Genomic DNA, 22,872 nt, shown 5'->3' on the forward strand with positions numbered 1-22,872 from the left:
TTGTGGCTGTCGGGCCAAAAACAATCTGTAATTGTCTTTATAACCGATTACTTATCATTTCTTTTCTTGCAGACAAATACAACTGCAAGTCCGAGCAGAGATGCCACCAGAAGCACGACGTACAGCGTGGGATTGGAGGTATCGCCCGTTTGCGGCATTGCCGTTATGGTGGACGGCTTTGAAGTGCTTGCCGGGGTGGGGGCCGGCTGGTTGGGAACCGGCGCTGTGTTTGGCGCAGAGGGAGCCGGGGTGGGGGTGGGAGTGGGCGTGGGCACAGGCGAAACAACCGTGGACACAAATTCCGCTGTAATCGTCACATCTTCCGCCGGCATCACAAAGCTGGTACCGGAAATCGCCTTGCCGTTGACCAGCAGGCTGCCCTCCTTGAGCTTATAATTGGAATCGGGAGTGACGGTGAGAGTGACCGTAGTTCCTTCGATTGCTTTTTGCTGATCTGCTTCAATCCTGCCATTGGTCATCTTGGCAATGGTGATGGTATACTGCTTGAACGCAGACTCATCCAGCGCATACAGCTGCTGCAGCTTTTTAGTGAGGGTGGAGCGCTGGGCCGAAGTGAGGTTCTGGCCGCTGAGATAGTTCTGAATCCGGGCAACCACCTCTTTCAGCTCTATCTTCTGTTCTTCTGTGATATTGTCGGCTGTCACCCCTTCAAAGCTGGCCACCAACTGGGCAATATCCTCCCGAATCGCCATGATATAGTCCCGCAGCTTTTCCAGCTTGGCCTTTTGGCCTTCCAAATACTGGATTTCTTCCTGTTCCGATGCTGCTTCCAGCTTCTTTGCAATCGCTTCCAGGGCAGTGCCAATATCCGAAACATCATTCAGTGTGATGGTTTCCTCGCTGAGGTACTGGAGATACCCCTTTTCATAGGTTCCCTTGATGAACTGATAGGTGGCGTCGTAGATATAGCGCACTTTGGGGGTATTGCTGTTTGCGGCATAAAGCAAAGCGCAAGTATCCTGATAATAGGCTTTATATGCCTTGTCGCCATCAAAGCCATAGTCCACACCGGCTTCCAGATAGTCCATATACCGGTTGAAACGATCGGGAGAAATGACACCGGCTTCGTTGAGCCCCGCCAGTTCCAGCTCGATGCCCATACCGTATTCAATGGCAGCCTGCGCGGCATTCTGCAGGCGCTCGGTGGTGGAGTCCGACGAGAACATATAGTTGGGCTGATAGGCCACTGCGTCAAATCCCCACCGCTTCCACTGGCTGTATCCGGGAGCATTCATATAGGGAATCCAGAAGTATTTGAGATCATTGCCATGGGCAAAATCCGCAACCGACTGCAAAACCGGCGTCATTTTGCTGATGCCTTCTTCCACCAGATAGATGCCGGCCAGCTCCAGATATTCAAAGCTGCCTTCATCCCACATCCGCAGCAATTCCTGGTTGTACCAGTTGATAGCGGCGACCTGGTCGTCCATATAGCCGTCGGGGTTGATGTCGGGCGAGAAGCTCAGCGACTTGGTGGTTCCGGGCAGTGCGCCAAAATCCACCTGCTTTTCGCTGGTTCCGGGAATGTTCAAAACGACCTTCAGCTTGTAGTCGGGATCGCCCAATTTTTCTCCGGCCATCTTGGCAGCCTGGTTCAGCTGGGCAACATCTCCGTTTTTGCCCAGAGTTTTTTCCAGATACCAGATAAAATCGTCCACAGTCGCAGCTTCGGCTGCAGAAGAGGGGCCCTGGAAGGTGTGTTCGCCGCCTTCCGTGCGAAGGGCAAGCAGCAAAACGCCGTCAAACATTGTGTCGAGTTCTCCGGTTTTGAGATCTTCATGGACCAGATAGGGCATGCAGTTTTCCGCCGTCCAGTTGCCGGAGCCATCTTCATAATAGCCGTTATAGAGCAGCACCAGATTGCCGATGCCGGCGGTATGAGGGCCTTTCTGCATATAGGTTTTCACGATTTCGCCGTCGATGGGCAGGCTGACAGCATCGTCGGTCACGCCCTTTTCGCCCAGCACACGGATCTCGTCGATAAAGCACCAGTTCTGCATGGGAACGTGCAGTTTCACATACCGGGCCTCCACCTTTGCGGTGGCCTGTCCGTCCGCTTTGGGCACATAGGGGTCGTCCGCCGCCTTCCAGTTGTAAAGCACCTTGGCAACCTCGGTGGGACGCTCGGGAATCAGAAACGCATTTTTCAAAGTGGACCAGCTGGCATTATCCTTGGAAAAAGAAACATCAACCGACCCGGGCATCTTGGCCGCAATGCCGTCGTTGCTGAGATTGTTGAACTCCACTTCGGAAACGGAGCAGATTTCGCCCAAATCAATGACAAACTCGCGGTAGGCGCCTGCCGAATAGGCGGTCCAGGGGGCATCCAGATAATCCGCAGTGGCCTCCACGCCGTCGGTCAGCTTGGTCTTTTTGGGGTCAGGGTAGGAGCTGTCCCCCGCCGCGCTGGCATTGAGCACCTCATAAGACTTCCGATAGGCCAGGTTGTCGGGATAATGAGGATCGGTGTCGCCGGTTATCTCCTCGGCTTTGGGCTCATAGGCGCCCTCCATCCGGTCGCTGCTGCCCAGGATTTCAATTTCGTCCAACGCCACCTGCTGGCTGGGCGCATCGGGAGAAACCGAAGAAAAGACGACCTTCACATACCGGGCATATACCGCGGTGGCATCGGCATGATCCTTCACCTTGTCCGTAGCCGCATCCCAGGACAGTTCCACCACCCCGTTCACAGGCTCCTGCTGGTCGTAGCCGTTCTTTTTGGAAACCTCAAACCAGTCCAGCTTGTCGTTGGAAACATAGATCTGAAGGTTGGCACTCTGCTTGATTTGCTGGGTAACCAGCGAAGCGGTGGATACCCCGGTGATGGATTTCTGCGCGCCCAGGTCAAAAATGGCGCACAGGGGATCGTTGTTGTAGTTGGAAGCGTTGTCGGGATTCATCCAGGGAATGGGTTCAAAGACCGTCCAATTGGTCATATCCGCCCCGGTGGCATCTCCCCGAACGCCGTCGTTCATCTTTTTGCAGTCGGCATCCGACGAATATGCCGGGTCATTCTCCGCCGTCAACACATGTTTTTCGGTGGAAGGCGAGTAGGTGTAGGAGGCGGTCCGCGCCAGATTCTCAGCGGCGGGAGGTTCTTGTTCGCCGGCGGGCTCAAAGGCGCCCTGGGCCTTGCCATCCTGCCCCAGAATCTCCACTTCTTCCGCTGTGAGGAAGGAATAATTGCCCCACAGCGCATTTGTTTCAAACACAATCCGCACATACTGCGCGTAGATTCCGGTGGCATCGGGGTGCCCCGGCACCTTGTCCGCGGAAACCGCATACCGGGCCACATAGGCGCCAGTCTGCTCCGAAATGTCTTCTCCGCAGTTTTTCCCATCCAAAACGCAGGTCCACTGGTTTTTGTCTGCCGACACATAGACGCTGTATTTGCCGATATGGCCCAGCGAACCGGCGTAGCGGCCGGTGAGCCCGGCCGAGCTGTATGCATTTACTTCCACAATGGTTTTCGGCTGGCCAAGGTCAAAATCCACCGTGTTCTGATTGGAGAACTTTGCCCCATTTTCCGCATTGTTGAAAGCGGAATTGGAATAAAAATTGACTACGCTGTCAAAATCAATGGAACCGGCGCTGCTCTTGACGCCGTCGGTGAGCTTTTGGCAATCGAGGTCCAGAGAACTGACATCACTGCCCAAAAGGTCAAAATTGGACATATTATACAGAGCATCCTCGCCGTATTGGTAGGAGGACGCCGCGCCTGGCTGCCGGAGCAAGTTGACCGGCGACTGTTCCGCCAGAGGGTTTTCGCCTTCCTTCCGCGGCAAGGGAGGAACTTCGGCCGCAAATACGGCGGCGGCATTGGAAAACAGAATCGCCGCGCACATCGCCGTACTCAGCAGCGCCTGCATTCGCTTGTTGCTTTTCATGGTTGCATCTCCTTTTTCTTTTTGAAATTTTCCGATCGTCCAGCCGCATTCCTTTCCAGGAGCAGCGCAGACAGGACACATGCATTTGATTCCCATTATAGGAACCGGATTTCAACGTTGCAATAAACAAAATTTTCAAATGCGCAGCAATATTTTTGCCGGTAAAACGAGAAAAACAGGGCCTTTGCCCGCCCTGTTTTCCACACTTTTTTCACCGGCAGAGCCAGCAAAAATTTTTCTTGGCCGCTTTTTACAAAAAGCACCCCGCAGCAGAAAAGCCATTGGGCAGCTTTTCCCCTGCGGGGTGTTTCTTATATGGTTTTTATTCGTTTGTCTGTCCTTGTTCCAGCATCCGGCACAGCAGCGGCCGCAGTTTTTGAGCCAGCAGCCAAAAGCCCAGATCGGTCAAATGGACGCCGTCCACGGTGGTTTCCTTTGCAACCGTTTCCAACATATCCCGTGCCGATGCAAACCAGATAAAGCTATCTCCCCGGGATTTCCGGCGTTCCACCTCCTGCTGCTGAAAACACTCTTCCCGCGCAAACTGTTCCGCTTCGGTGCTGTTCCAGCCGCATTTTGTCTGCCAGCTTGCCGAAAGCACCAAAACCGGCAGCTGCGGCGCACAGCCGCGCACCGCATCCAGAAAGGCTGGCAGGTTGGTTTCCAGCAGCCCCTGGGGGCCCGCGTTGGGCTGGATGTCCACCACCAGCGCCCCCAGCCGGGGCAGGCTGCAAAAGCAGGAAGCCAGACCTGACATTCCCACGCCATTGCCCGAAAACCCCAAATTGTACACTTCCCGGTCCAGTTCCCGGGACAAAATGGCCGGATACGCCATACCCGGCCGGGAGGCACAACCTCCCTGGGTGATGGAAGTGCCATAAAAGGCGATGGTCCTGCGATGTTTGCGGGGCAATGCCGGCTGCATCTGCGCCCCTTTTTCCAGGCCGATTGCAATCGACCGAATGCCAATATACAGCGGCAGATACACCAGCACCTCGGTGTGCGGCGGAAGGTCCCGCGCCAGTTCGCAGCAAAAGGAGTCCTCCTGCGGCGAAAACTTTGTCAGCCCTGCAAACTGCCAGGCCATGTCGGGCAAAGCCCTCAAATAGCAGTCGCACCCGCACTGGGCCGCCGGAGTCATATGCGCCATATAGGGAGCCGCGTTTACCGCCGCCTTTACCCACACTGCCCGGCTGTCAGTCCGAAAGCGCAGGCAGGCACCCGCCATGTGAGAAGACAATTCGATCAGCGCCGGCCGCTGGGCCTGCAGCATACCGGAAAGAGATTGGGGGAGGCGGTTCCATCGCCTTTCCTCTGCAAAAAAGCCCAAACCTTCCACCAGAATGTTTTCGTTGGGAACTTCGTGCCATAGGATTTCTTCCCCCCGGGCATTCTGCGCCGCCATCTGCCGGTCAAAATCAGCTGCGTCCGCCATGCTTTACTCTCCTTTATGCCCTGTTGCAACCTCGAAAGTTTTTTCATAGAGCTCACGGCCGCGGGCGCCGCCCCTGTTCGCCGCGTTGTATATGGCCTTCACATCCTGGTAATATCCCTTGAACACCTGGGATCCACTGAACCCAAACCGCTGTGCGCCTTTCAGATAATCCAGATAACGCCGGTAAAAATTTTCGTCGTCAAAAGCGCGCTCGTCAAACTCCAATTCCAGCCCCATGTGGTTTTGGGCGGCGAGTTCCGCTGCATTTTGAATCTGCACCGGCTGCGTTCCATTAAAGTAGTGGTTTGGCTGCAGGATGGCCGCATCAAATCCCATTGCCTGCCAGCGGTCAAACCCCAAAGCCCGGTAGTAGGGAATCCACAAAAAGGCAAGTCCGCGCTCTCTGGCTTTTCGGCCTGCATAGTCAATCAGTTCTGTCTGGGAAGCATCCTCATGCAGCCAGTACAGGCCGCACAACCGCAGCGTGTCCAGCTGCTCAAAGGGGCGGTACAGCTCCGCCATGCGGTCCATATACCGGTCAATGGCCGCTTTCTGGCTTTCCGGTCCGCCAAAGGTCTGCCGGGAGGGAAAGGGAATGGTCAGCACCAGCCGCGCCTGCAGCTGGGGCCGCCGGCTGAGTTTTCTGGCCTGCAGCACCGCCTCGTGCAGCGCACACAGGTCCCCCTGCGGCCGCAGCGTTTTGTTCAGATACCACTCAAAATCCTCCCAGGTGGCCGCCTTGGCGGGGTCCACCGCCTCAAACAGCTGGTTGCCTGTGCAGGACAAAAGCCCCAAAAAGAGAAATCCATCGAAAAAGGGCTCGCCAAAACCGGCATTTCGTTTTTGATACAGCAGATAGGGCAGCAGCTCTTGTGCGCTCCAATCTCCCTGCTGCCGGTCGTAATACCCATTATAAATCAATACCAGATTCCGGATTCCGCCTGTATTCTGTCCGGATGTGCAATATTCACCTTGCATTTTTCCCTTCCTTTTCCAAAAAGTCGCGGGGCGTGATGCCGTAGGTGCGCTGGAAAGCACGCTTGAAGGAATACTCGTTGTCGTACCCTATTTCTGTGGCAATTTCCCGGGGACAGTATCCCTTCAGCACCAGCAGTTCCTTGGCTTTTGCCATCCGCTTTTCTGTGATATAGTTGTAGAAATTTTGTCCCACCGTATTTTTGAAGATGCGGGAAACGCTGGCATTGGACACGCCAAAATGGTCGCTCAGCAAATTCAGCGACAGATCGGGGTCGTGCAGATGCTCGTTTACATAGCTCACCAGCGAGCGGTTCACGTTGGTGGCCACCTGCTGCTTTTTCTGCATGATCTGCTCACAGAGCGTGTTGACGGTGTTTCTTGCGCGGTCAAACGCCTGCTCCAGCGTCATGCCATGCTGCGGTTCCTCCATTTTCAAAAACATCTGCACCGGCAGCTTTTCTTCCAAAATAATCCGCCGCATGGTTTCGTACAAAAGGGTGGCAACCCGGCAGATGAGCGTATAGCTCAGCCCAAGGCGCTGATTTTCCTCGTACAGCTGCTGCAGGATCGCCTGCGCTCTTTTTTCGCTGCCCTCCCGGATGGCACGCACCAGCTGCGTTTCCCAATCCAGCGGGTAGTAATACTCCATGTTGGGGCTGGCAAACTGGATGCCGCAAATTCCCTTCTTTTCCCGCATGCTCTCTTTGATTTCCTGGTACGCCGCGCTGATTCCCGTCAGGCCCCTGCGGGCGCGGGCCACAAACACGCTGCATTCTATATCCTCTTCGATCAGCGCATCGTACAGCGGCTGCGCCAGTTCCATTGCGATGTCCTCGTCCGGCAGAGAGGGAAATTCTGCAATCACAGCGGTGCACTCATCAATATTTTCCACCAGTTCGCAGTGGCTCTGGCCGCATTTGATGGTTTGCAGCGATTTTTTCAAGGTGAGCAAAAATTCCAGGTGAATCCGTGTGTCCTCGATTTCGTTGTCGGGATTGCCAGGCTGATGGCGGAACACCACCACAACATACCAGTAATTGCAGGAGGAAGGAACCGATTGCTGATCACTGTTGAAATAGCCGCGCAGCAGCTGCGCATTGGTTTGCTCCCGCAGGGCATACCGATAGGCCGCAATGGTGTTTTCCATATTGGTGTGGTCGTCGTACAGCCTGCCCACGCAGGTGGCCAGGGTGTCAATATCCTGCTGTTCGTTTTTGCCCTTGACCTTTTTGTTTATCTTTTGAATCAGGTTCCCCAAAGGCCGGTACTGAATGCTGGCCAGCACATAGGCGGCCAAAATGCCCAGCATGGCAAGCACTAATACCAGCACATAGTTCCAGGCGCTCTGTGCAAAGGGAATGGGGGCATCCTCGCAGGTGAGGTCATAGGTTACCAGCATGCTCTGGCTGCTGGTGCTGCATGTTTGGGTCGGTGCAGAGGTCTGCTGAAAATCCACCTGCCAGATGGGCTGGCCGTTCCAGTCCTTTACGAGCAGCTGGGTCACCTGTTCGCCGCATACCTGCTGAAGCAGCTTTTGCATGGCTGCCTTGTCAAAGCAGCTTATGGCAATTGCCCGGGGCGGAGTAAGAATATCCAGCTGCTGCACATAGACCAGATAGTCCGCATTGTGAAAAGCAAAATTGCTGGGTTTGAGCGGGCCCTCGCACCCCGGCACATTCAGCAGATGCTCGGTGACGAGATTGGCAGGCAGCTGCAATTTTCGCTGCAAATAGTTTTCGTACTCCGAAACGGAAAACCACCCGCTGGACGTCACCACCAGATCTTTTTGCGGATAGAGCACTGCGATATCCCGCAGAGCGCTGTTGAGGCTGCACAGAGCGGTGAGATTGACCGAAATATCCTGTTTTTCCATCGGGCCGAACTCATTTTCAAAAATCTTGCTCTCCGAAGTGAACTTCTGCACCCAAATGGAATTTTGCAGCACGTTGCTCACTTCGCTGCCCACTTCCCAAATATCGTCCAGGACGTCCCGCACCTTCTGGCTCTCGGCTAAAAAGGACTTTTCGTTGGCTTCCTTGCGTTCTTTCCGCATGGCGGCAGAAAAAATAGAAATCCCCACAAGAAAAACACATACAAACAAAGCGATGTATGTAAAAAAATAGCGCTGAAAGTCCTTTGAGTGCCAGTATAAACGATGCATCCTGTTTTTCTCCCTCTGTGCCGCAATATTTTACCAACAAGCGTGCTTGCTACTAGATTACATCACAAATAGGCAAATTGCAATCCATTCCGCAGCAAACACCTGCCCAGCTTCAAGTGCAATAGCCGTGCCGCGTTTTGCGGCACGGCTTTGACTATTTACATTGATCTATCGTGCTCTATCATCAGGAAGGCATATTGGCCAGGTAGCGCTCATAGCGAGCCTGGTAGATATCGACCAGTTCGCTCAGGCCCAGCTCTTCCAGCTTTTCCACTTCCTTGTCCAGGTCGTCCACAGAGATCTGGCCCAGGGTGAGTTTGGTGGCCAGCTCCTTGGAAGCGGTTTGCAGATTGGGCAGCAGGGCATTGATCTTGTCGGATTCTTCCTTGGTGGGCAGAGCCAGGAAATTGTTCACCTGATCCGGATATTTCAGATCGTAGTCGATGAGGTCCAAAGTGACCTGCCGCTTGTAGTCATCGCAATTGGCAACCTGCTGGCGCATATCCACTTCCTGCACGCGGGGCAGAACGCCGTTCCACAGCATGGCGCCTTCGGAGATGCGCTGCTCGTGGGCCATATCCGCAGTCAGACCGGGAATGGGAGTCATAACGCCGTCTTCGTATGTGAAGTTGACGCCTTCCTGGCCAAAGGCGGTGAGCACAGCGTACTCATCGGAATACACAATATCCAGCAGGCGGGCAACGGCCTCCAGGTCTTCGCAATCCTTGGTGACCACATAGCGCTCCCAAACCATGGAACTGGGCTCAGACATCGAGCCGGGCTCCACGCCGTCCAGGGCGGGCAGCGGCATCAGCGGCGCATACAGCGCATCGGGGGCAATCTCCGCCACGGTGGGCTCGTTCCACATGGCATTGGTGTAGTCCCACAGGCATCCCAGCTTGTTTTCGGCGCGTTTCTGGGCCATCAGCTCCCAGTTGCCGGCGACAGAGGGGTCCAGAATGCCTTCCTGCACCAGGCTGTTGAGGTATTCAAAATAAGGCTTGACATTGGGGCTGTTCCAGGGGCTCACCATCTTGTTTTCCACCGGATCCAGGGCGATCATATCGGTGGGCAGATCAAACCACTGGGCGATGCTGGTGCGGAAAGAGGAGGGATCGATGAACATGATCTCATCCTGCTGGCCGTTGCCATTGGCGTCCTTTTCCCGGAAGTCCCGCAGCATCTGGGTAAACTCTTCCAGATTGGTGGGTTCGGCAATCCCCAGCTTGTCGGCCCAGTCGCGGCGGTAGAGCATGGAGAAGCTGCCGTTGGGGTCGGTATTGTCGCCGTAGTACTTACTCGACACATTGCAGAACCAATAAATGTTGCCGTCCTCGGCAGTGGTGAGCGGACGCATGGTGGGGAACTTTTTGTCAAAAGCCTCCTTGGCAGGGCCCTGGGAATATTTGTCGATGATCTCGTTGATGGGGATGATCAGGCCCTGCTCCGCCAGAGCCATCAGGGCGGCGTCGTCCATGGTATGGGCCTTGGCGATGTCGGGCAGATCCTTGCCGGAGGCAAACCGGGTCTGCAGGATCACCGAGTACTGCTCAGGGGCAACCACTTCCCAGTCGATGTCCAGCTTTGCATCGTCCAGCTTGCTTTTCAGGATTTGATAGGCGCTGTATTCCTCTACCTCGTTCCAGTCGTTGCAGGGAGCCCAGCCCTCGGTGCCCAGGATCTTAAGTTTGCTGAAATCACTGGAAGCCTGGTCGCTGCCGCTCTGGGAATCGCCAGAATTGGATTTTCCGCCGCAGCCGGCCAGAGTACCGGCAGCCAAGCAGCCCACCAAAAACAGGGAGAGCATTTTTCTTTTTTTCATTGTTTTCCTCCTATTTGTGCATGATTTTATTTTTTTGCTCTTCTCTCATTTAGCCTTTCAGAGAACCGAGCATAACACCTTTGATGAAATATTTCTGGAAGAAGGGATAGGTAAAGATGATTGGCAGGGTGGTGAAAATGATCATCGCATACTGCATCTGCGTTGCGGAGAGCATTTGATTCATGGCATTTTCGATATCCGCCGAGTTGAGCTTGGTGAGATCTACAGTCTGGGCCACCAGCACCCTCTTGAGGTACAGCTGCAGCGGATGCAGGTTTTTATCCGGCAGATAGACCTGCGCCGCAAACCAGTTGTTCCACATGGTCACGATGGAGTAGATGGACACCACCGCCAAAATGGGCTTTGCCAGGGGCAGATAGATGCGGCGCAGAACTGTAAAATTGCTGGCGCCGTCTATGAACGCCGATTCCCGTATATCCCGGGGCAGCCCCGTGAAATAGGTGCGGGTGAGAATGATGTACCAGATATTGAAAGACGCCGGCACAATGATGGCGAAAATATTGTTGTAGAGATTGAGCTTGCTCATGAGCAGAAAGGTGGGGATCAATCCGCCGCCAAAGTACATGGGCAGCAGCACAAAGGCAACCACATATTTTCTGCCCCGCAGTTCCGGAACCGACAGCGGATAGGCACCCATCACGCTCGTGATGATCACCAGCACCGTGGTGGACACTGTATACAGGATGGAATTTCCGTAGGCACGCCACATATCGGAATCGGTAAAGATTTTTTTATAGGCCTGCAGTTCAAATCCCGTGGGCCAAAAGGATACGTTCATCGCCAGCACATCCTGGGGCTTGCTGATGGACATGATGAAAACATAGTACATGGGATACAGGGTGAACAGGCAGATGACTGCCACCGCGATCACGATCAGCACATCCACCAGCCGCGATCCATTTGGAATGCCGTGTTTCTTGCGCGCCAATATCTGAGTCATAATTTCTTCTCCTTTCCATCCGCAGCGGATCACCACAGCGAATAATCGGCAACCTTGCGGGAGACCATGTTGGCCAGATAAACCATGCCGAAGTTGATCAGCGAGATCATAAATCCAACCGCTGTGCCGTAGCTGAAGTTGCCGCCCATCAGGCCATAGCGGTACAGATAGGTGCCGATGACGTCGGCGTATTCGTAGGTTGCGGGATTGTACAGCAGCAGGATCATATCCGAATCCGCGCCCAGCATACCGCCCACGCCCATGATCAGCATGACCACAATGGTGGGTTTGATGGCTGGCAGGGTAACATGCCAGATTTTATGCCACCGGTTGGCGCCGTCCAGACTGGCCGCCTCGTAGAGAGTGGGGTCGATGGAAGCCATGGAAGACAGGTAGAGGATGCTGCCCCAGCCGAAGTTCCGCCAAATGTTGATCACTGTGTACACGATGGGGAAATACTGCGGCTTCATATTCAAAAGGAAGGGTTCGCCGCCCATCATCATGATGAATTTGTTGATGATGCCGTCGCTGCTCAAAAAGGAAAGCGCCATGCCGGCCACCACCACGCTGGAAATGAAGTAAGGCATGTAGCTTGCCGTCTGGGCAAACTTTTTGAACTTGACCAGCCGCACTTCATTGATCAGCAGCGAAAAAATGATCGGGATCCAAAACGCGATGCCCAGGTTCATGGCGCTGAGCACCAGGGTGTTTTTGATGAGCCGCCAGAAATACGGGTCATGTACAAATGTTGAAAAATGTTTCAGCCCCACCCACTTGGTCTGCCCGGTGAAATCCATAAAGGGCATGCCGGGTGTCCAGTCCTGGAAGGAGATCAGCAGGCCATACATGGGTACATAGCAGAAGATGAAAATCAAAATCAGCACCGGCGACATAATGGCGTACAGCTGTATCTGACTTTTTAATTTATAATTGATTCTCTTGGGTGCCGTCTTTGCGTTTGGAGTTCGCACGGTCTTGCCACCAGCCTTTCCTGCTTCATGTGCTTGATTGAACAATCTCAGTGTACGCCGGCCCTTTCGGAAATGCAATAAACAATACTTTTAGCGTGGGCGCAACTTTTGCAGCAGCCTTTTCCGCACTCCTTTTCGCAATATTTTTGCGTACATTTTTTTCATTTTGCACATTTTTTGATTTTTATTGACTTGCAAAATAGTGCTTTTATAATATAACTAACACTAAACGGTCCCCGGACCAGAAAGAGGGAACTTATGTCTGTTTCCGTTGCCGTCATCACCTGCGGCCCCAGCGACCTGCTCGCTCTGCTGCAGAAATCTCCGGCTCTTACCGTCGAAGTCCTGCACCCGAACGCTCTCGCCCCCCACTGCCTCGATGGTTTCCAGTGCGCCTGCGTGCTGGGGGGCACCCGGGAGGAACCGCTGGTTTTCCCGGCGGAATGCCGCAGTGTGGTGGAGGATTTTTCGCACAGCGGCAGACGGGTGCTGTATGAATACACCCTGAGTTTCTGCCAGAACTACTGTGCATCTCCCGATTCCACCCGCTTTCTCCGGCTGGTGTGCACCGACGCGGAATTCGCCGGCCTGGAAGATGGACTTTTGTTGGATGATCAATGCAATATGCGCTGCACCCCCTACTATCGCAACAATCTGGCCAGACCTATTTTAATGTATAAAAAGGGGCTGTCGGAACACGCCCGCCAGCCGCTCAGCCAACAGGAGCGCACCGACTGCCAGCAATATGGCATCTGGCTGGAAACCCCCGCCGTCGCCGTCTGCTCCTTCCGGCTGTGCAACTTTCTGCGGGCGCGATTCTCTCCGGTGCCGGCCTGGAGCCGACTGGTGCGCTCGCTGATCGGCTGGCTGTGCGGCGCGCCGGTTCTGGAGGAGGTGGAGTTTCCGCCTCAGTACCAAACCGGCTTTGCCCGTTCCGCCGCCGACTGTGCCGCCAGCGGCATCGACTGGTTCAGCCGTTCCGGCATTCTGGTGGATGAGGGCAAACGAGGCGTGCTGGAAGGGCTGGGCACCGAAATTTACCCCGACGGCCACCAGAAAACCGCCTCCTCCATCCGCACTGACTGCTGCGGCGAAGCGGCGCTGGCCTATCTGATGCACTTTCTGGCATTCGGCGACGCCCGCAGCCTGGAGCGGGCCCAAAACCTGGAAGCTTTTGTCTACGACAAAATGCAGATCCGCTCGGGCCGCTTTCAGGGCATGCTCCGCTGGACCGACATCGCCTGGGAGGTGTGCTACCAGGACGATATGGCCCGGGCCATGCTGGTGACCCTGTTCAAAGCCCTGTACGGGCTGGGGCGGGAATATCTGCCCCAGTGCCGGATGGCGCTGGAATTTTTGATGAACACCACCGGGCCGGATGGCCTGCGGCCGGCCCGCACCGACAATCTGAACATGTCCGAGGAAGATTTTGCCGCGCTGAGCCGACAGAACGGAGCTTTCCCCTGCGCACATTATAATGCCTTTTATCTGGCCTGCCTACTGCTGTACGGCAAGCTGGAAAAGGACGCCCGCTGCCTGGCCGTGGGCGAAACCGGCATGCAGGCGCTGCTGCAGGCCTATCCCAAAACCATCCGGGAACAGAGCCAAACCGAGGAGCTCTGCCGGCTTCTTCTCCCCTTTGCCTGGCTCTACTATGCCACCGGCAAACAGGAATACCGGCAGATGCTCTACACCGTGACCCGGGATTTGGAAAAGATGCGACACCCCTCCGGCGCCTACCTTGAATGGGACGACGACTACTCCGCCGCATGCAGCAAGCAGGAAAACGGCGAATGTTCCCTGCTGGCCCGCAACGGCGACCCGGTGTGTGACCTTTTATACAGCAACAACTGGGTTCCCCTGGGGCTGATGCAGGCCTATTTTGTCACGGAAGATGCCTATTTTTACGATTTGTTCTGCCGGCACGCCGCATTTTTGTCCACAGCCCAGATCCACAGCCAGGACCCCCGGATCGACGGCGCCTGGGCACGGGGCTTTGACGCGGAGCAAATGGAGGTCTGCGGTCTGCCCAACGATGTGGGCTGGGGGCCCTGGGCCGTTGAAAGCGGCTGGACCGTGGCCGAAATTTGTGCCGGCCTGCTGCAGGGAGTTCTCAAAGACAAATTAAAGGAGTTTTACAAATGAAACTGGTTGTTCTTTCCCCCTCCAGCCTGCCGGAGGAACTCTTGGCGGGCCTGGGGCATCTGTGTGAATCCGAAGGTTTTGCCGTGGGCGAAGGCGGCATTGCGGTCACCGCGCGCCGGGCCGGCCGCTTTGCCTTCCGGCTGGAAGAAAACTCGCTGGAGGTGGAATACCGGGTGCCCGCCGAGTTTTTCCGCGCTTTGTCCTATCTGAAACAGCCGTCCCGCCAGTCCCTCGCCTGGAAGCAGCAGCCGGCCTTTGCCGAGGTGGGTGCAATGCTGGACTGTTCCCGCAATGCCGTGCTGACCCCCGACACGGTGAAGCTGATGCTGCGCAAAATGGCCCTGATGGGCATGTCGGTAGCCATGCTGTACACCGAGGACACCTACGAAATCCCTCAGCAGCCCTATTTTGGCTATCTGCGGGGCCGCTACACCCAGCAGCAGCTGCGGGAACTGGACGGGTATGCGGCGGACCTGGGCATCGAGCTCATCCCCTGCATCCAGACCCTGGCGCATCTGGAGCGGGCGCTGCACTGGCCGCAGAATGACCCCGACCTGCGGGACACCGAAGACTGCCTGATGGTGGGGGAGGAAAAGGTATATGCCTACATCGAGCAGATGTTCCAGGCTGTGCGGGCCTGTTTCCACACCCAGCGCATCCACATCGGCATGGACGAGGCCTGGTCTTTGGGGCTGGGAAATTTCCGCTTCAAAAACGGGATCGTCCCCGCCTGGGAATTGATGAACCGGCACCTCTCCCGGGTGGCGGCTCTTGCCCAAAAATACAATTTCGCGCCGATGATCTGGAGCGACATGTACCTGCGCGCCGCTTCGCCCACCGGCGGCTACTACGACGTTCCCGACCAGCTGCCCCAGCCCGTTCTGGACGCCGCTCTGCCGGATGTTCCTCTGGTTTACTGGGACTACTACCACATGGACCGGGCAAGCTATCGCAAGCTGTTTGACGTTCACGAGCAGTTCGGCGCACCGGTTCTGTTTGCCGGCGGCCTGTGGAGCTGGGTGGGGCCCGTGCCCGCGGTGGAAAAAATGCGCAGCGCCAGCCTTCCCGGCCTGGAAGAAGCGCGTGACCACCACATTTCCACCGTGCTGGCCACCGCCTGGGGCGACAACGGCGCCGAATGCCCGCTGCCCGCCATTCTGTACGGTTTGCAGCTGTACGCCGAATTCACCTATACCGGCGACACCAGTCCCTCTGCCCTGGCCAGCCGCTTTGAAAGCTGCGTGGGGGAGCCCTGCGAGGCTTTTTCCCGTCTGGGCGAGTTCGATCTGCCTGCCCTGTTTGCCCCTGTGTCCGACGACCCCGTAAACTTCTCCAAATTTCTGCTTTACCAGGACCCGCTGCTGCCGCTGTTTCAGGCCGACTGCGAGGGCCTTGCCCTTTCGGGCCGGTATGAATCGCTGCAGCGCCTGTACCACGGCTTTACCAGCCAGGAGCCGCGGTTTGAGGCCATGTACCGCTTTTACGAGCAGCTGGCCGGCTTGCTGGCGCTGAAGGTCCAGTGGTTTCTTCAGGCTCCCGCCGCCCGCTGCCAAAGCCCCCAGGCCGCCCAAATGGCCGCCCTGGCCCACGCCTGTGCCCGGCAATGCGAGAGCTGCCGAGCCGCCTGGGGCAGGCTGTGGGAAGCGGTGAACAAACCTTTCGGTTATGAGGTGATCGATCTGCGCATGGCGGGCCTGACCGGGCGATTTCGCACCGCCGAAGTCCAAATGCAGCGCCTGCACCAGGGAGAGATCGACGAGATCGAAACCCTTGCCTGCCCCAAGCTGCGCTGCCTGACCAACGCCGACGGCAAATTCCGGGGCTGCTATTCCTGGGGCGAATGCATCTCCGCCTGCCGCATATAACGCATATAAAAAAGAAAGAGGTATTATAATGGATCTTCCCATCAAAATCGTCATCGGCGGTCTGGGTGTGCGGGGATATGAGGTATACGCCTCCTATGCCAAGCGCAACCCCGACAAAATGCAGGTGACCGCCATCGCCGAACCCAACCCCATCCGCCGCCGGGATGTGCAGCGGGACCTGGGCCTTTCGGACAGCCAGTGCTACGAAACCATGGAATCCCTCCTGCAGCAGCCCCGTCTGGGGGATGTGGCTGTCATCGCCACCCAGGACCGCGACCATGTGCGGCTGGCACTTCCCGCCCTGGAAAAAGGGTATCACCTGCTGCTCGAAAAGCCCATCTCTCCCCTTTTGCAGGAATGTCTGGCACTGCAGCAAGCGGCGCACCGCTGCGGCCGGATCGTCACCGTGGCCCATGTGCTGCGCTACACTCAGATTTTCTCCACTGTGAAACGGCTGCTGGAATCCGGAGAGATCGGCCGGCTCATCCACATGGATCTGATCGAAAATGTGGCCTACTGGCATTTTGCCCACAGCTATGTGCGGGGCAACTGGCGCCGCGAGGAGGATTCCAGCCCCATGATTCTGGCAAAAAGCTGCCACGACCTGGACCTGCTGCGCTGGTTTGCCGGCAGCGCCTGTATATCCCTCTCCTCCAACGGCGGCCTGTCTGTTTTTCGCGCTGAAAGCGCCCCCGAAGGCGCGGACGACCGCTGCACCCGCTGTGCCCTATCCACCCGCTGCCCGTACAGCGCTGTGCGCATCTACATGGAAAATGAAAAGACCGGCATTCTCGGCGGCAATGCCGGCTGGCCCTGCTCGGTGCTGAGCGAAACGCCCACGCCGGACAGCATCCGCGCCGCTCTGGAAAAGGGGCCCTACGGGCGCTGTGTCTACGCCTGTGACAACGATGTGGCCGACCACCAGTGTGTGAACATGCAGTTTGCCAACGGCGTCTGCGCCACCTTCACCGTGACCGCCTTCACCCAGGAATGCTGCCGCACCATGCGCGCCATGGGCTCGCTGGGAGAGCTGGAGATCGACATGCTCCGCAACCGCGTGATGCTGCGCCGCTTTGGGCAGCCCGAGCAGATCATCGAGCTGGACAAGCTCACCGACCGCTTTGCCGGGCACGGCGGCGGCGATGACCGGATGATGGACGCCCTGGCCGCACTTTTCCAGCGGGAAGACCCCGCCTCGCTCACCTCGGTGGACGTTTCCATCGACAGCCATATCATGGCGCTTGCTGCCGAGCGTTCACGGCTGGAGGGCGGCGCCTGCATCGACCTGCTTCAGTTTGCCCGCCGCACCTGATTTTTCCCCGGAGGTATTCCCCATGCCATGTGTTCGTCACCTGCCCCGCTGCACCGATTGCTCCCCCCGCCCCTACGAAGAAGTGCACCGCGCCCTTGCCCGCCGGGCTGCGGAGGAAGGCATCATCCTTTTGAAAAACGAAAACCACACGCTTCCTCTGCCCTCCGGCTGCCGCATTGCCCTCTACGGCACAGGCGCCCTGCACACCCTGAAGGGCGGGACCGGATTGGGAGATGTAAACGCCCGGGAAACCGTTTCCATCCGCGACGGCCTGTACGCCGCCGGCTTTCAGATCGCCAACGAAGCCTGGCTGCAGCACTGTGACACCATCTATCGCCAGGCCCGCAGCAAATGGCGGGACCGCGTCTGGGAACAGCTGGAAACCGGCCAGCAGCCCCACTTTTTTGCCGCGTATGTCAACACGCCCTTTCAGGCTCCCGCCTGTGCGCCTGCCAAAGCGGCCTGCGATGCTGCACTGTATGTATTGAGCCGGTCCTCGGGAGAAGGGGCAGACCGCAAAAACGAGCCCGGCGACTATCTGCTCTCGAAATGGGAAATGCAGGACCTGCGCAGTCTGTGCAGCTTTTATCCCTCTGTCATTCTGGTGCTGAACACCGGCGGCATCGTGGACCTTTCGGTTTTGGACGAGCTGCCCCGGATCCATGCCGTGCTGCTGCTCTCACAGCCCGGCATGGAAGGCGGAAACGCCCTGGCCGACGTGCTGCGCGGCGCCGTGTCCCCCAGCGGGCGGCTCACCGACTGCTGGCCGCTGCGGCTGCAGGACTGCCCCTGTATGCAGCAGCCTTCCCCTGACCCACGCACCGTTCGGTACCATGAGGGGATTTTTGTGGGATACCGCTACTTTGACACCTTTGACGTACCGGTTCGATTTGGATTTGGAGATGGCCTTTCCTACACGCAGTTTTCCATCCAGGCCGGCTGCCTGCGCCTGGAACGGGGAAACCGGCCCCGGTTTGTGCTGGACTGCACCGTGCAAAACACCGGGGACCGCTGGAGCGCAAAAGAGGTGATGCAGCTCTACGCCACCTGTCCCTGCGCCCTGCAGCCAAAAGAATACCGCCGGCTGGTCGCCTTTGCCAAAACCGGCCTGCTGGCGCCCGGGCAGAAACAGACACTTGCACTGGAATTTTCTCCCGATGCTCTCGCCTCTTTTGATCCGCAGGCGGGCGGCTGGGTACTGGACGCCAAAACCTATGGCCTTTGGCTGGGAAACTCGCTGCAGAGCTGCCGCCTGATTGGCGGCATACAGCTGGAACAGCGGGAGGTACTGGAACAGGTTTCGCTCTGCTGGCCGGACGCACCGCAGGACTGGTTTTCTCCCGGAATGAAGCACTGCCTGGAAAAGCGCCGCTCTCTGGAAAAAGAACTCCTGCAGCAGGGGCTGCCCATCCTGCCGGTCCGCCCGGGCTTGCTGCTCGGCTCCGCCCGCTCTCGTCCGCACCCCGACCCCAACGCCGAAAAAGCCCTTGCAATCGCCTCGCAGCTGGATGATGATTCGCTGGTGCGGCTCTGTGTGGGCCAATGGCACAAAGACGACGAAAGCCAACTGGGGTCCGCCGGGGTGAGCGTGCCCGGGTCTGCCGGCGAAACCCAGGAAATCGGCGGGGACATCCGGGTTCCCTCTCTGGTCCTGGCGGATGGGCCCGCCGGCCTGCGGCTGGCCAGCTGCTATTTCACCCAAAAAGGGCAGCCGCTGATCCCGCCTTTGGAACAGTGCTTTGAAAACGGCTTTCTGGCCCGCGGCGAGTACAACCCGGGCGGCACCCGGCACTACCAGTACTGCACTGCATTTCCCATTGGAACCATGCTGGCCCAATCCTGGAACACCTGCCTTTTGCAGGAAGTGGGGGCCGCCATGGGCTACGAAATGGCTCTGTTTGGGGTCAGCCTCTGGCTGGCGCCCGGCATGAACATCCACCGCAGCCCACTCTGCGGCCGCAATTTTGAATATTTTTCCGAAGACCCGCTTTTGTCCGGCCAGATGGCGGCCGCCATCACCCGGGGAGTCCAGTCCTGCCCGGGCTGCGGCGTCACCCTCAAGCACTTTGCCTGCAACAACCAGGAGACCGAACGGCTGGAATCCAACAGCCTGGTTTCGGAACGGGCTCTGCGCGAAATTTATCTGCGGGGTTTTCAAATCGCCGTACAGTCGGCCCAGCCCAGTGCCATTATGACCAGCTACAATCTGGTAAACGGCGTCCATGCGGCAAACAGTGCCGCCCTCTGCACAGCCATCGCCCGCTGCGAATGGGGCTTTGCCGGCATCTTTATGACCGACTGGGACACCACGTCCAGCCGCCGCTGCACCGCCGAGGGCTGCATCCAGGCCGGCAACGACCTGTTGATGCCCGGCAGCCGGCGGGAGTACAGCGCGCTGCTGTGCGCTCTCCGCGATGGCAGGCTGGACCGCCGGCTGCTGCGCAGCTGTGCCGGGCGGATCATCAAAACGGCGCTGGGGCTCTCCGCCCCCACAGCGCCCTGACCAGACAACCAGGGCGGCAATCACATACAAGGAGGTTTTTACAACAATGGATACCGAAAAACTGCGCAGCTGGCAAAGCTGGATTCGCACCGAACTTGAATCCTCTGTGAACTTTTGGCTCAAAAACGGCATGGATCCCGAGCACGGCGGCATCTACACCTGCCTGACCCGGGAAGGCAAGGTGTTTTCCACCGATAAAAGCGTTTGGATGCAGGGACGGTGCGGCTGGATTTTTGCCCACATGTGCCGCCTGTACGGCACCAGGCCGGAATGGTTGGAAGCGTCCCGGTCCTGTCTGGATTTTATGGAAGACCACTGCATCAACCGCAGTGCCGGAAACCGGATGTACTTCACCGTGACGGCAGACGGAAAGCCCCTGCGCCAGCGCCGGTACTGCTTTTCCGAGGAATTTTATGCCATCGCCAATGCGGAATACTACGGCATTACCGGCGACAGAAAATGCCTGGAACGGGCCCGCCGGGCCTATCAGCTGGTATACGATCTGAACCACGGCGCTCCCGACCCCACCGGCCTTGGCCCCAAAACCATCCCCGAAACCCGAAAGGGGCGCGCTCTGGCCGACCCCATGATCTTTTTGAACATGACCAGCGTTCTGCGCCGTGTAGACCCGGAACAGGCCGCTCTCTACGACCAGTATTCCGCCCAGTGCGTCCACGACATCTTCGCCTACCACCACAAACCCGATCTGCACTGCACCCTGGAATCGGTGGGGATGAACGGAGAATTTCAAAGCGACATTTCCGCGGGGCGCGTCGTCAACCCGGGCCACGATATCGAGTGCAGCTGGTTTTTGATGGAGGAAGCCAACCGCATCGGCAGCCGGGACCTGCACCGGAAGGCCGAGGATGTGTTCCGTTTTGCCATCAACGCCGGCTGGGACCAGGAATACGGCGGTCTGCTCTATTTCATTGACTGCATGGGGCTGCCCCCCGAAGCCTATGAACACGACATGAAGCTGTGGTGGCCCCACAACGAAATCCTCATCGCCAGCCTCATGGCCTACCGCGACACCCGGGACGAAACCTATCTGGACTGGTTCTACAAAACCATCGCCTATTGCCGCGACCACTTCGCCGACCCTGCATACGGGGAGTGGTATGGATACCTGCGCCGGGACGGCAAACCCACGCTGCCTGCCTGCAAGGGAAGCACCTTCAAGGGCCCGTTCCACGTGCCCCGCAGCCTTTCCATGGCGGACAAGCTCATCGACGAGATTCTCGCTCCATAAAAAGGAGGACTGGCTATGCCCCGTATCCTGCTGCTGCCATTGGATGAGCGCCCCTGCAACTTTCTCTATCCCGCGTTAATGGTCGAAAAATGCACCGATGTCCAGCTGCTGCTCCCTCCCAAAGAGCTGATGGGCAGCAAAAAGCGGCCTGCCCCGTTTTTGCTGCTGGCGCAATGGCTGGAAAAAAACTTTTCCTGCTGTGACTATGCGGTGATCTCGATTGATATGCTCGTATATGGCGGCATCGTCCCTTCCCGGCTGCACCATCAAACCACCCGGGAATGTTTGGATCGCCTGCATCTTCTGGCCGATCTGCGCGCGCGATATCCCCAGGTCAAGCTCTTTGCCTTCAGCCTTATCATGCGGGCGCCCTGCTACAATTCTGCCGACGAGGAGCCGGACTACTATGCCGAGCACGGGAGCTCCCTCTTCCGTGTGGGAGTGCTGCGGGACAAAATCCAGCGCAATTTGGCCACAGCCGAAGAAAAATCCGAGCTTTCCGGCCTGGAACAGAGCATTCCGCGCTCCGTCCTCTCCGATTTCTGCAGCCGGCGCAGCACCAACCACGCGGTGAATCTGCAAACTATTTTTCTGGCGGAACAGGGGGCATTGGATTTTCTCACCATTCCCCTGGACGACTGTGCTCTCCTGGGATGGGCCGCCGCAGAGCGGCAGCAGCTCGCCGCCGCTATCCGCAGCCACGCGCTGGGCAGCCGCATATACAGCTACTCCGGCGCCGATGAGGCCGGCTGCATCCTGCTGGCACGGGCGGTCAACCACAGCCGCGGCATAACCCCGTCGGTGCACATCTGTTACAGCAGCGCCGGCGCACCTATGGTTATTCCCCGCTTTGAAGACCGGCCGCTGGGCGAAAACCTCAAATGGCTGGTCGCCGCGGCCGGCGGCAGAACCTGCTTTTCCCTGCAAGAAGCCGACTACATCCTTGTTGTCAACGCCCCCACCGAAGGGCAAAGCGCCATGGGCGACGCCAAATCTCCCGCCCCTCACTCTGCTTTTGGCGAACGATGCCTGCCCGATCTCGCCGCCAATCTGCGGGCGCTGGCCGCCAAAAAGCCTGTGATTCTGGCCGACCTGGCTGTCACAAACGGAGCCGACCGGGAATGGATGGACCTTTTGCAGCAGCAAAATCTGTTGAAAACGCTCTATGCCTATGCAGGCTGGAACACAGCGGCCAATGCTGCCGGCTGCTGCATCGCCCAGGGAATGCTCTGCGGCAAAGATAGCACACAAAGTGCCCTGTTCACCTGCCACCGGATTCTGGAGGATTGGCTTTATATGAGCCTGGTGCGCCAGGACGTTGCTGCATACGCGCAGCGAAAAGGGCTCTCTTTTGACGGCTCCTGGCAGGAACAGCTGCTTGCAAAATATGTGACACGGCAGATGTGCCGGCTGGCCAAAGGCCTTTCTCTCCCTGCACAGGTGGAAATCAGCCAAATTTCCTTTCCCTGGCATCGCCCGTTTGAAATCGAGCTTTCCATCCAGCTCTCCGCACCTTCCAAAGCGGGCATGTAAAAGAAAATCAGCCCCCAAGCGGACGGCAT

The 22,872-nt window shown here is 57.4% G+C and carries 14 protein-coding genes; 6 read left to right on the forward strand and 8 right to left on the reverse strand.

Annotated elements, in window-relative coordinates; translation table 11 throughout:
• Positions 1–47: 47 nt before the first annotated feature.
• From NE623_RS14795 to NE623_RS13705, 8 genes are all read right to left on the reverse strand, one after another.
• Positions 48–3,908: a DUF4855 domain-containing protein gene (locus NE623_RS14795; RefSeq protein WP_305146177.1), complete on the reverse strand. Its 3,861-nt coding sequence runs from the start codon at positions 3,906–3,908 to the stop codon at positions 48–50.
• Positions 3,909–4,043: 135 nt separating this feature from the next.
• Complete coding sequence (locus tag NE623_RS13675) at positions 4,044–4,190, reverse strand: hypothetical protein (RefSeq protein ID WP_256273358.1); 147 nt, start codon at positions 4,188–4,190, stop codon at positions 4,044–4,046.
• Positions 4,191–4,230: 40 nt separating this feature from the next.
• A complete protein-coding gene (locus NE623_RS13680) occupies positions 4,231–5,343 on the reverse strand; it encodes an SGNH/GDSL hydrolase family protein (protein ID WP_256273357.1) in 1,113 nt (370 codons plus the stop codon).
• 3 nt (positions 5,344–5,346) lie between these two features.
• Positions 5,347–6,321: a DUF4855 domain-containing protein gene (locus tag NE623_RS13685; protein ID WP_256276161.1), complete on the reverse strand. Its 975-nt coding sequence runs from the start codon at positions 6,319–6,321 to the stop codon at positions 5,347–5,349.
• The gene (locus tag NE623_RS14950; protein ID WP_256273355.1) at positions 6,311–8,401 is read right to left on the reverse strand and encodes a helix-turn-helix domain-containing protein; all 2,091 of its coding nucleotides are present in this window, start codon (positions 8,399–8,401) and stop codon (positions 6,311–6,313) included. Before NE623_RS14950 ends, NE623_RS13685 begins: the two co-directional genes overlap by 11 nt.
• Positions 8,402–8,666: 265 nt before the next feature.
• Positions 8,667–10,304 carry an extracellular solute-binding protein gene (locus tag NE623_RS13695; RefSeq protein ID WP_256273354.1) on the reverse strand — a complete coding sequence of 546 codons (1,638 nt, stop codon included), beginning with the start codon at positions 10,302–10,304 and terminating at the stop codon, positions 8,667–8,669.
• Between the two features lie 49 nt (positions 10,305–10,353).
• Positions 10,354–11,265: a carbohydrate ABC transporter permease gene (locus tag NE623_RS13700; RefSeq protein ID WP_256273352.1), complete on the reverse strand. Its 912-nt coding sequence runs from the start codon at positions 11,263–11,265 to the stop codon at positions 10,354–10,356.
• A gap of 29 nt (positions 11,266–11,294) precedes the next feature.
• Positions 11,295–12,236 carry an ABC transporter permease gene (locus tag NE623_RS13705; protein WP_256273351.1) on the reverse strand — a complete coding sequence of 314 codons (942 nt, stop codon included), beginning with the start codon at positions 12,234–12,236 and terminating at the stop codon, positions 11,295–11,297.
• 258 nt (positions 12,237–12,494) lie between these two features.
• Between NE623_RS13705 and NE623_RS13710 the strand changes: the two genes are divergently transcribed.
• Genes NE623_RS13710 through NE623_RS13735 form a run of 6 tightly spaced genes read left to right on the forward strand, consistent with a single transcriptional unit; the run spans position 12,495 to position 22,843 of the window.
• Positions 12,495–14,381, forward strand: a complete 1,887-nt coding sequence (locus tag NE623_RS13710) for a hypothetical protein (RefSeq protein WP_256273350.1) — start codon at positions 12,495–12,497, stop codon at positions 14,379–14,381.
• A complete protein-coding gene (locus tag NE623_RS13715) occupies positions 14,378–16,246 on the forward strand; it encodes a beta-N-acetylhexosaminidase (protein ID WP_256273349.1) in 1,869 nt (622 codons plus the stop codon). The genes NE623_RS13710 and NE623_RS13715 overlap by 4 nt, the downstream gene beginning before the upstream one ends.
• Before the next feature lie 28 nt (positions 16,247–16,274).
• Positions 16,275–17,558 (forward strand): Gfo/Idh/MocA family protein, encoded by a 1,284-nt coding sequence (locus tag NE623_RS13720; protein WP_256273348.1) that lies wholly within the window; start codon positions 16,275–16,277, stop codon positions 17,556–17,558.
• Between the two features lie 22 nt (positions 17,559–17,580).
• Positions 17,581–20,061, forward strand: coding sequence for a glycoside hydrolase family 3 protein (locus NE623_RS13725; protein WP_256273347.1), 2,481 nt, complete (start codon positions 17,581–17,583; stop codon positions 20,059–20,061).
• 46 nt (positions 20,062–20,107) lie between these two features.
• Complete coding sequence (locus NE623_RS13730; protein ID WP_256273346.1) at positions 20,108–21,310, forward strand: AGE family epimerase/isomerase; 1,203 nt, start codon at positions 20,108–20,110, stop codon at positions 21,308–21,310.
• A gap of 15 nt (positions 21,311–21,325) precedes the next feature.
• A complete protein-coding gene (locus NE623_RS13735) occupies positions 21,326–22,843 on the forward strand; it encodes a DUF4127 family protein (protein ID WP_256273344.1) in 1,518 nt (505 codons plus the stop codon).
• Positions 22,844–22,872: the final 29 nt, after the last annotated feature.

It is taken from the genome of Gemmiger formicilis (genome assembly GCF_024462815.1).
GTDB lineage: Bacteria > Bacillota > Clostridia > Oscillospirales > Ruminococcaceae > Gemmiger.